Origin of the sequence: Actinophytocola sp., assembly GCF_035942955.1 — a bacterium.
GTDB lineage: Bacteria > Actinomycetota > Actinomycetes > Mycobacteriales > Pseudonocardiaceae > DASYTH01.
On sequence record NZ_DASZCQ010000239.1, the window covers coordinates 1 to 8520 of the forward strand.

Consider the following 8520-nt stretch of genomic DNA (forward strand, 5'->3'; position numbering starts at 1 on the left):
GTGCCCGTCAATCGGGCACTTCCGCGCCGAACCCATGATCTTCACCCGGCTAGTCGAGGACCGCAAGCGCGTCGATCTCGACCAGGATGCCGGGTGGGAGTCCAACGTAGACAGTGGTCCTGGCCGGGTAGGGCTCGGTGAGGAACTCCTTGTAGGCCTCGTTCATCTCCGCGGCGTGCGCCGTGTCGGTGAGGTAGACGCGCATCATCACCACGTCGTCGAAGGTGGCGCCGCCGGCCTCGAGCACGGCCCGGATGTTGCGCATCGACTGGCGGGTCTGCTCGGCGACCGTGCCCTCGAGGATCTTGCCGGTCGCGTGGTCGACCGGGACCTGGCCGGCCACCTGCAGGATGTTGCCCTTGCGGATGCCCGGCGAGAGGGGCACGGGCGGGGGCGCGGCGCCTTCCGGCTTGATCGAGGTCCTTGGCACTATGTCTCCTTCGCGATCGGGGACCAGCCGCATTCCGCCGAGGCCTTGGCGGCGGCGCTGAGCAGATCCGGGACGAGCTCGAGCAGGCCGTCAAGATCCAGTATGACCTCCGGAACTGACAGCGACATCGCGGCAAGGACCTCACCCCGGGTGCCCCGGATGGGCGCGGCGACGCAGTGGATGAAGGCCTCGTGCTCGGCGTCGTCGACCGCATAACCCCGCTCGGCGACCAGGGCCAGCTCCGCCAGGTACCCCTCGGGCTCGGTGATCGTGTTGGCGGTCAGCTTCGGGTAGCTCATCGACAGCGCGATCGCCCGGCGCTCGGGCTCGGGCATGGCGGCCAGCAGGACCTTGGCGACCGCGGTGCAGTGCAGCGGGGCGCGCTTGCCGATCCGCGAGTACATCCGCACGTTGTGCCGGCTCTCGTACTTGTCGATGTAGATCACCTCGCCGGCCTCGTAGCTGGCCAGGTGCACGGTGTGCCCGGTGGCGGCGTTGAGGTCGCGCAGCGCCGGCTCGACCAGCCGGCGCACGTCGCGGTCCTCGAGCGCCCGGTGCGCCAGGTCGAACAGCGCGGTGCCGAGCCGGTAGTACCGGATGCCGTCGCGCTGCACGAACCGGTGCGACTCCAGCGTGCGCAGCAGCCGCAGCACGGTCGACTTGTGCACGCCGGCCCGCTCGGCGAGCTGGTCGAGCGTCCGCGGACCCTCGGCAAGACCGTCCAGCACGGTCAACGCCCGGTCCAGGCTCTGGCTCATCCCGACATTCTCCAGTCCGCCCAGGTCCGCTCGTCGGCCGCGAGCAGCTCGGCGACCACGTCGTCGGGCAGCGGGATGCCGACGTCCTCGTGGGTGCGCAGCGACACCGCGGCCTGCAGGTGCCCGGCGCGCAGCCGGCGCCGGGGTGACTCCCCGGCGAGGGTGGCGGCCAGGAAGCCGGCGGCGAACGCGTCCCCGGCGCCGATCGGCTCGACCACGTCCACCCGCAGCGCGGGCTCGAACACCGCGTCGAGGTCCGCCCCGGTCGCCGGATCGCGCTCGATCATCGTCGCGCCCCGCTCCCCCTGCTTGATCACCAGCGTGTCCGGGCCGGGCAGCAGCGCCCTGATCCCGGCCGGGTCCCCGGTGCCCCACACCGCCTCGGCCTCGTCCGCGCCCACCAGGGTGAGGTCCGCGGCGTCGGCCAGCTCGCGCAGCACCGCCCGGTCCTTGCCGCGCCACAGCACAGGCCGCCAGTTGACGTCGAACGACACCCGGTGCGTGCGCCGGGGCGCGGCGAACAGCGCGCGCGTCAGCGCAAGGCAGCTGCCCGAGATCGCCGGCGTGATCCCGCTGGTGTGCAGGATGCGGACGCCGTCGAGGTCCAGCTTGTCGAGCAGCTCCGGGCCCATGGCCGACGCGGCGGACCCGGCCCGGTAGTAGCGGACCGAGCCGGACTCCTTGAAGTACAACCCGGTCGGACGCAGCGGATCAATGTCCACACCGGACACGTCCACTCCGGACGCCGCGACCGCCGACACCACCGCCCGGCCGAGCGGGTCGTCGCCGACCGCGCTCACCCAGCCGGCGCGCACGCCGAGCAGGGCCAGGTTGCACGCTACATTGGACTCGGCCCCGCCCACCGTGCGGATCCAGGTGCGCACGCGATCCGCCGGTCCGTCCTCGCCCGGCACGAACAACGCCATGGACTCGCCGAGGCACAGCACCTGCACCTGTCGCATCCTCGCTTCCGATTGACGGTCCGGCACCGAGATGCTACACAACATCACGTCACATCGTGCAATACGCGTTGCAGATAACGCAATGCTGTCCTGTCATGTGACAGCGCGGCCGCCAACGCGGGTACGGAGCGCGCCCTCGGCCGAAGGCCCGCTATCGCGGTGGCAGGGCTCCGACCAGCGGAAGGCGAGGCTCAGTGCGTATGAGCTCTCGCGACGCGATTGCGTCGCGCGCCAGGTCGCGGAAGAGTGGTGCGGATGGCGGGAATCCGGATCGAGCCCGGCAAGATCGACAAGGACGCCGTCGCGGCCATCCTGAGCGAGCCGATCGACTGGCGGCACAAGGGAATGCCGGCCGCGGTCGCCGGGATGACGATCGGCTCGGTCGCCGAGCGGCGGCTGCGGCTGTTCCACGACGGATTCGTCGGCCCGCTGCTCGTGCTGGACGGGCCCGCGCTCGAGCACAACCTCGCGACGATGGCGGCGTGGTGCGCCGCGCGGGGTGTCGCGCTCGCGCCGCACGGCAAGACCACGATGGCGCCGCAGCTGTTCGCCCGCCAGCTCGAGCACGGCGCGTGGGGCATCACCACCGCCACCGCCAGCCAGCTGCGGGTGTACCGGGCGTTCGGGGTCAGCCGGATCATGCTGGCCAACCAGCTTGTCGACCCGGCCGCGCTGCGCTGGCTGGCCGCCGAGCTGGACCGGGATCCGGAGCTGGAGCTGGAGCTGTTCTGCTGGGTGGACTCCGAGCGCGGGGTCGCGCTGATGGACGAGGCGCTGCGCGCGGCCGGCGCCCGCCGGCCGGTCGACGTGCTGGTCGAGCTGGGCGGCGCCGGCGGGCGGACCGGCGCGCGGGACCTGCCGACCGCAATCGGCGTGGCCAGGGCCGCGGTGGCCAGCCCGGTGCTGCGGCTGGTCGGCGTCGGCGGGTACGAGGGCGTGCTCGCGCAGGAGACCACGGCCGACGATCTGTCCAGAGTGGAGGATTACCTGGCGCGGCTGCGGGAGCTGACCGTCGAGCTCGCCGGCCTGTTCGAGGACCGCGAGCGAGTGATCGTCACGGCCGGCGGCAGCGGCTACTTCGACCTCGTCGCGGAGGCGATCAACGGACCGTGGCCGGACGGCCTGCCGGTGCTGCCGGTGCTGCGCAGCGGCGCCTACGTCACGCACGACGACGGGCTCTACCGCCGGACTTCGCCGCTGGGCGAGCGTCCGCGGACCGACGCGGCGCCGTTCCGGTCGGCGCTGCGGGCATGGGCGCAGGTGTCGTCCCGGCCGACCGCCGATCTTGCGCTGCTGACCATGGGCAAGCGGGACGTGCCGTACGACGTCGATCTGCCCGTCCCGCAACTGATCCGGGCCGGCGGGGTGGCCGCTCCCCTGCCCGGCTGCCGGGTCACCAAACTCATGGACCAGCACGCCTTCCTCGCCATCGGGCCGGAGGCCGACCCGCGGGTGGGTGACTGGGTCGGGTTCGGCCTTTCGCACCCGTGCACCACGTTCGACAAGTGGCAGCTGATCCCGGTGGTCGACGCGGACGGGGAGACCGTGGTCGACCTGATCCGCACCTACTTCTAGGAGTCCGAAGTGGACATCGTGGTGCGTGGAGCGCTCGTCGTGGACGGCACCGGCTCGCCGGGCCGCCGCGCGGACGTCGGCATCCAGAACGGGCGGATCGCGGCCGTCGGCGCCGGGCCGTCCGGCAACCGGGTGATCGACGCCGAGGGTCTGGTGCTGGCGCCCGGGTTCATCGACATGCACTCCCATTCGGACATTCAGGTGCTGGCCAATCCGGACCACCTGGCCAAGATCTCGCAGGGGGTCACACTGGAGGTGCTCGGCCAGGACGGCCTTTCCTACGCCCCGGTCGACGACCGCACGCTCGACGGCCTGCGCGCGCAGCTCGTGGGGTGGAACGACGACCCGCCCGGTTTCGACTGGTCCTGGCGCGGCGTCGGCGAGTACCTCGACCGGCTGGACCGCGGCATCGCGGTGAACGCCGCGTACCTGCTGCCGCAGGGCACGATCCGGATGCTGGTCGTGGGCTACGAGTCCCGCCGCCCGACCGGGTCCGAACTGGACGCGATGCGCGAGCTGGTCGCGACCGGCATGGCCGAGGGCGCCATGGGCATGTCCTCCGGCCTGACCTACACGCCCGGGATGTACGCCGACACCGACGAGCTGGTCGCGCTGTGCGAGGTGGTCGGCCGGCTCGGCGGGTACTACAGCCCGCACCACCGCAGCTACGGGGCCGGCGCGCTGGAGGCGTACGCCGAGATGGTCGACGTGTCCCGGCGCTCGGGCTGCCCGCTGCACCTCGCGCACGCCACGATGAACTTCCCGGTCAACGCCGGCCGCGCCGGTGAGCTGCTTGCCTTGCTGGACGAGGCGATCGCCGACGGCTGCGACGTCTCCCTCGACACCTACCCGTACCTGCCCGGCGCCACCTACCTGTCCGCCCTGCTGCCGAGCTGGGCGGCCGAGGGCGGTCCGGACGCGACACTCGCCCGGCTGTCCGATCCGGACACTCGGGAACGCATCCGGATCGACCTCGAGGAGGTCGGGTCGGACGGCTGCATGGGCGTGCCGGTGGACTGGGCCTGGATCGAGATCAACGGGGTACGCCGGCCGGAGAACGCCCAGCTGGTGGGGCACAGCGTCGCCGAGTCCGCGCGGCGGGCCGGCCGGCCGCCCACCGAGTTCTTCTTCGACACGCTGATCGCCGAGCGGCTCGGCACGTCCTGCCTGATGCACGTGGGCCACGAGGACAACGTACGGACGATCATGCGGCATCCCGTGCACACCGGCGGCAGCGACGGGCTGCTGGTCGGCGAGCGGCCGCATCCCCGGGCCTGGGGCACGTTCCCCCGCTACCTCGGCCACTACGTCCGCGAGCTGGGCGTGCTCGGCCTGGAGGAGTGCGTGTCGCACCTGACCGGCCGGGCGGCTCGCCGGCTGCGGCTCACCGACCGCGGCCTGATCCGCGAGGGCTACGCCGCCGACCTCGTCCTCTTCGACCCCGACACCGTGGCCGACACCGCCACCTTCGACAACCCCCGCCAGCCCGCGACGGGAATCCCCTACGTGCTGGTCAACGGCGTCCCGGTGATCGACGACGGCCGGCCCACCGGCGCCCTGCCCGGCCACTCGATCCGTAGACAACCGTCGTAAGTCCTTTGTGGGGCTATAGCACACAAAGACTCACGACAGCCGACCAGGAGCAAAGCATGGATCTGCTCGACGAGCTGCGTTCCCGGCGTGCGCTGTGCATCGTGCGCGCTCCGGAGATTCCCGATCCGGTCGGGTTGGCCGGGGCGCTGGTCGAGGGCGGCCTGCCGATCATCGAGTTCGCGCTCACCACGCCGGGCGCGCTCGGGCTGATCGAGCGGGTGTCCGCAGTGGACGGTGTGCTGCTCGGTGCGGGCACGGTCATGTCCGGGCAGCAGGCGAGGGACTCGATCGCCGCCGGGGCGAGGTTCCTGCTCACGCCGGGGATCCGGCTCGACGTGGCGGCCGAGGCGGTCCGGCAGAACGTGCCGGTCGTGCTCGGCGCCATGACCCCCACCGAGGTGGCCACGGCCGTGGACGCGGGCAGCACCGCGGTCAAGGTGTTCCCGGCCGCGCGCCTCGGACCCGCCTACTTCAAAGATTTGCACGGTCCGTACCCGGGGCTCCCGCTCGTGGCCACCGGCGGCCTCGATGCCGGCAACGCCGCGAAGTTCCTGGCGGCGGGCGCGGTCGCGGTGACGGCCGGCAGCGGGGTCGTCTCCCCCGCGCTCGCCGCCGAGTCGCGGTTCGCCGAGATCCGCCAGCGGGCGGCGGAGTTCGTCGCCGCGGTCGCCACCGGCTGACCGGGAGGCGACCCAGTGTCTATTGTGTACATCGGAAGCTTCTCCTCGCTCGGCGACCCGCCCGGTCGGGGGCTTGAGGTCGGCGAGGTGGACCGGCGCACCGGAGCGCTGACCCTGACCGGCGCCGTCGAGGGAGTTCCGGACGCGTCCTGGCTGGCCCTGTCCCTCGACCGCCACACCCTGTACAGCACCAAGGAGCTGCGGCCCGACGGTCAGGTCGCGGCGCTGTCGATCGCCGAACCGGCGCGTCCGGTGATGCTGAGCACCCGGCCGTCCCGCGGCGCCGGGCCGACCCACCTGAGCGTGCACCCCAGCGGGCGCTTTCTGCTCACCGCCAACTACACCGACGGATCCGTTGCGGTGCACCGGCTCGAGCGGGACGGGAGCATCGGCGAGTCCACGGATCTCGTCCGGCACACCGGCGCCGAGCGGGCGGCGCACGCGCACCAGGTGCTCACCGACCCAAGTGGACGGTGGGTGCTCGCGGTCGACCTCGGCGCCGACTCGGTCTACGTGTACCGGCTGGACCTCAACCGTGGCACGCTGCGGCAGTGCCGGCAGGTGCGGCTGCCGGCCGGCGCCGGCCCGCGGCACCTGGCCTTCCACCCGCACGGCCGGTTCGCCTACATCCTGGGCGAGCTGCGCTCGGAGATCACGGTCGCGGCCTGGGAGCCGGCCGCCGGGCGGCTCACTCCGGGCCAGGTGATCCCGACCGTCGGCCCGGACGCTCCCGGCCCGAGCTTCCCGGCGGAGGTGGCGGTGTCGCGCGACGGCCGGTTCGTCTACGCGTCCAACCGCGGCGAGAACGGCATCGCGATGTTCACCGTGCACGACTCCGGCCGCCGGTTGGAGCTCGCCGGCAGCACGCCGTCCGGCGGAGACTGGCCGCGGCACCTCACGCTCAGCCCGGACGAGCGCTGGATCTACGTGGCCAACCAGCAATCCCACGCGATCACCTGGCTGCCCCGGGACCCGGAGAGCGGCCGGCTCGGCGCGCCCGCCGGCTCGGCGCCGGTGAACAACGTGGGCGTCGTGCTGTTCCGGTAATGGTTTAGACCTTGTGCCGACGAACCGTGCCGGCCTACCATCCCTCATTGCTGCACATGAAACCGACGTTGCGCAGAATGCAACCGGAGGGTGGATGAGAGTCGCTCGTGCGCTGGCCGCCGCCGTACTGGGGGCGGCGGTCATCGCCTGCGCGCCCCCGCAGGCGAGCAACAACCAGCCACAGCAAGGCGAGCCGACCGGCGAGCTGAAGGTGTGGCTGTTCCAGGAGGCCAGCAACGGGCCCAAGGAGGCGGCGGTCGACGAGGCCACGAAGGAGTTCGAGGCCGCGCACCCCGGCGTCACCGTCAACGTCGAGTACCTGCCGGTCGACGGGCGCGCCACCCGGTTCAACGGCGCGTTCAACGACAAGAACAGCGCGCCGGACGTCGCCGAGTTCGGCAACACCGACCTGGCCGGCTACGTCGCCTCCAACGGGTTCGCCGACCTCACCAGCGATCTGGCGGCCTGGCCGGACGCCAAGGATCTGGTGCCGGCCGTCGCGGACACCGCGAAGATCGACGGGAAGTCGTACGGGATCCCGTGGTTCACCGGCACCCGGGCGCTGTACTACCGCACCGACATCCTCGCCGAGCTGGGCCTGTCCCCGCCGAAGACGCTCGCCGAGATCGCCGAGGCCGCCCGCCGGATCCACGCGGCCAAGCCGGACCTGTACGGGATCGCGGTCGGCGGCAGGTACCTGTTCGCGCTCCTGCCCTACATCTGGGCCAACGGCGGGGACATCGCCGAGCGCGACGGTGCACAGTGGACGGCCGCGATCAACAGCCCACAGGCGCGCGACGGGCTGCGGCAGTACGCCGAGCTGATCCGCGACGACATCTGCCCGCCGGCCAAGTGCGCGCAGCTGACCGGAAGCCAGTCGGTGACCGCGTTCGCCGGAGGCTCGGCCGGCATGACCATCGGCGGCGACTTCAACCGCAAGGCCATGGAGGCCGGCGCGGTGAAAGGCAAGTACGCCGTGGTTCCGTTGCCAGGCAAGGAGCCCGGCTCGATCGCCCCGGCGTTCGCCGGCGGCAACCTGCTCGGCGTGCTCCGCTCCAGCGCCAGGTACGCGCTGTCGCTGGAGTTCATCAAGCTGCTCGGCGGCAAGCGGTACCAGCGCACGATGTTCAAGGCGATGGGCAACATGCCGACGTTCTCCGACGTGCAGAACGAGATCGCCGGCAGCGACCCGTTCCTGTGGCCGTTCATCCAGACCGTGCAGGCCGGCACCCGGTTCGTGCCGGCCACCCCGGCCTGGACCAAGATCGACGCACAGGCGGTGATACCCACCGCGGTGCAACAGGTCGCGATCGGCGGCACGACCGTCGAGGCCGCGACCGATGCCGCCGCCGCCGAGATGAACAAGGCGTTCGGTAGCTGAACGTGGCGGCACCGCAGGTCCTCCCCGCCGCGCCGGATATTCGCACCCGGCCGGCGCGGCGGGGGGCCGAGGGGGAGACGTCGCGGCGCCGGCC

Annotated in this window: 8 protein-coding genes; 5 read left to right on the plus strand and 3 right to left on the minus strand. The window is 72.2% G+C overall.

From position 1 onward, the window contains the following. Nucleotides 1-49: 49 nt before the first annotated feature. From VGX25_RS24685 to VGX25_RS24695, 3 genes are read right to left on the minus strand one after another with little or no spacing between them, the layout of a single operon-like run. Nucleotides 50-430, minus strand: coding sequence for a RidA family protein (locus VGX25_RS24685; RefSeq protein WP_414635949.1), 381 nt, complete (start codon nucleotides 428-430; stop codon nucleotides 50-52). Beyond that, nucleotides 430-1188, minus strand: a complete 759-nt coding sequence (locus VGX25_RS24690; protein ID WP_326920274.1) for an IclR family transcriptional regulator — start codon at nucleotides 1186-1188, stop codon at nucleotides 430-432. Before VGX25_RS24690 ends, VGX25_RS24685 begins: the two co-directional genes overlap by 1 nt. Continuing rightward, nucleotides 1185-2150, minus strand: a complete 966-nt coding sequence (locus VGX25_RS24695; protein ID WP_326920275.1) for a sugar kinase — start codon at nucleotides 2148-2150, stop codon at nucleotides 1185-1187. The genes VGX25_RS24690 and VGX25_RS24695 overlap by 4 nt, the downstream gene beginning before the upstream one ends. 255 nt (nucleotides 2151-2405) lie before the next feature. On the opposite strand from VGX25_RS24695, the gene VGX25_RS24700 reads away from it, so the two are divergent. The 5 genes from VGX25_RS24700 (at nucleotide 2406) to VGX25_RS24720 (ending at nucleotide 8426) form a co-directional block, all read left to right on the plus strand. Next, a complete protein-coding gene (locus VGX25_RS24700; RefSeq protein WP_326920276.1) occupies nucleotides 2406-3725 on the plus strand; it encodes an amino acid deaminase in 1320 nt (439 codons plus the stop codon). Nucleotides 3726-3734: 9 nt separating this feature from the next. Further along, nucleotides 3735-5318: a D-aminoacylase gene (locus VGX25_RS24705; protein ID WP_326920277.1), complete on the plus strand. Its 1584-nt coding sequence runs from the start codon at nucleotides 3735-3737 to the stop codon at nucleotides 5316-5318. A 56-nt stretch (nucleotides 5319-5374) separates the two neighbouring features. Beyond that, nucleotides 5375-5998 carry an aldolase gene (locus VGX25_RS24710; protein WP_326920278.1) on the plus strand — a complete coding sequence of 208 codons (624 nt, stop codon included), beginning with the start codon at nucleotides 5375-5377 and terminating at the stop codon, nucleotides 5996-5998. A gap of 24 nt (nucleotides 5999-6022) precedes the next feature. Further along, complete coding sequence (locus VGX25_RS24715; protein ID WP_326920279.1) at nucleotides 6023-7045, plus strand: lactonase family protein; 1023 nt, start codon at nucleotides 6023-6025, stop codon at nucleotides 7043-7045. Nucleotides 7046-7139: 94 nt separating this feature from the next. After that, on the plus strand, nucleotides 7140-8426 hold the full coding sequence (locus tag VGX25_RS24720; RefSeq protein WP_326920280.1) for an extracellular solute-binding protein: 1287 nt from the start codon (nucleotides 7140-7142) through the stop codon (nucleotides 8424-8426). Nucleotides 8427-8520 lie beyond the last annotated feature (94 nt).

Coding starts and splice junctions, on each gene's coding strand:
- VGX25_RS24690 (WP_326920274.1), bottom strand. CDS start 1,188: ATGAGCCAGAGCCTGGACCGGGCGTTGACCGTGCTGGACGGTCTTGCC.
- VGX25_RS24695 (WP_326920275.1), bottom strand. CDS start 2,150: ATGCGACAGGTGCAGGTGCTGTGCCTCGGCGAGTCCATGGCGTTGTTC.
- VGX25_RS24700 (WP_326920276.1), top strand. CDS start 2,406: ATGGCGGGAATCCGGATCGAGCCCGGCAAGATCGACAAGGACGCCGTC.
- VGX25_RS24710 (WP_326920278.1), top strand. CDS start 5,375: ATGGATCTGCTCGACGAGCTGCGTTCCCGGCGTGCGCTGTGCATCGTG.
- VGX25_RS24720 (WP_326920280.1), top strand. CDS start 7,140: ATGAGAGTCGCTCGTGCGCTGGCCGCCGCCGTACTGGGGGCGGCGGTC.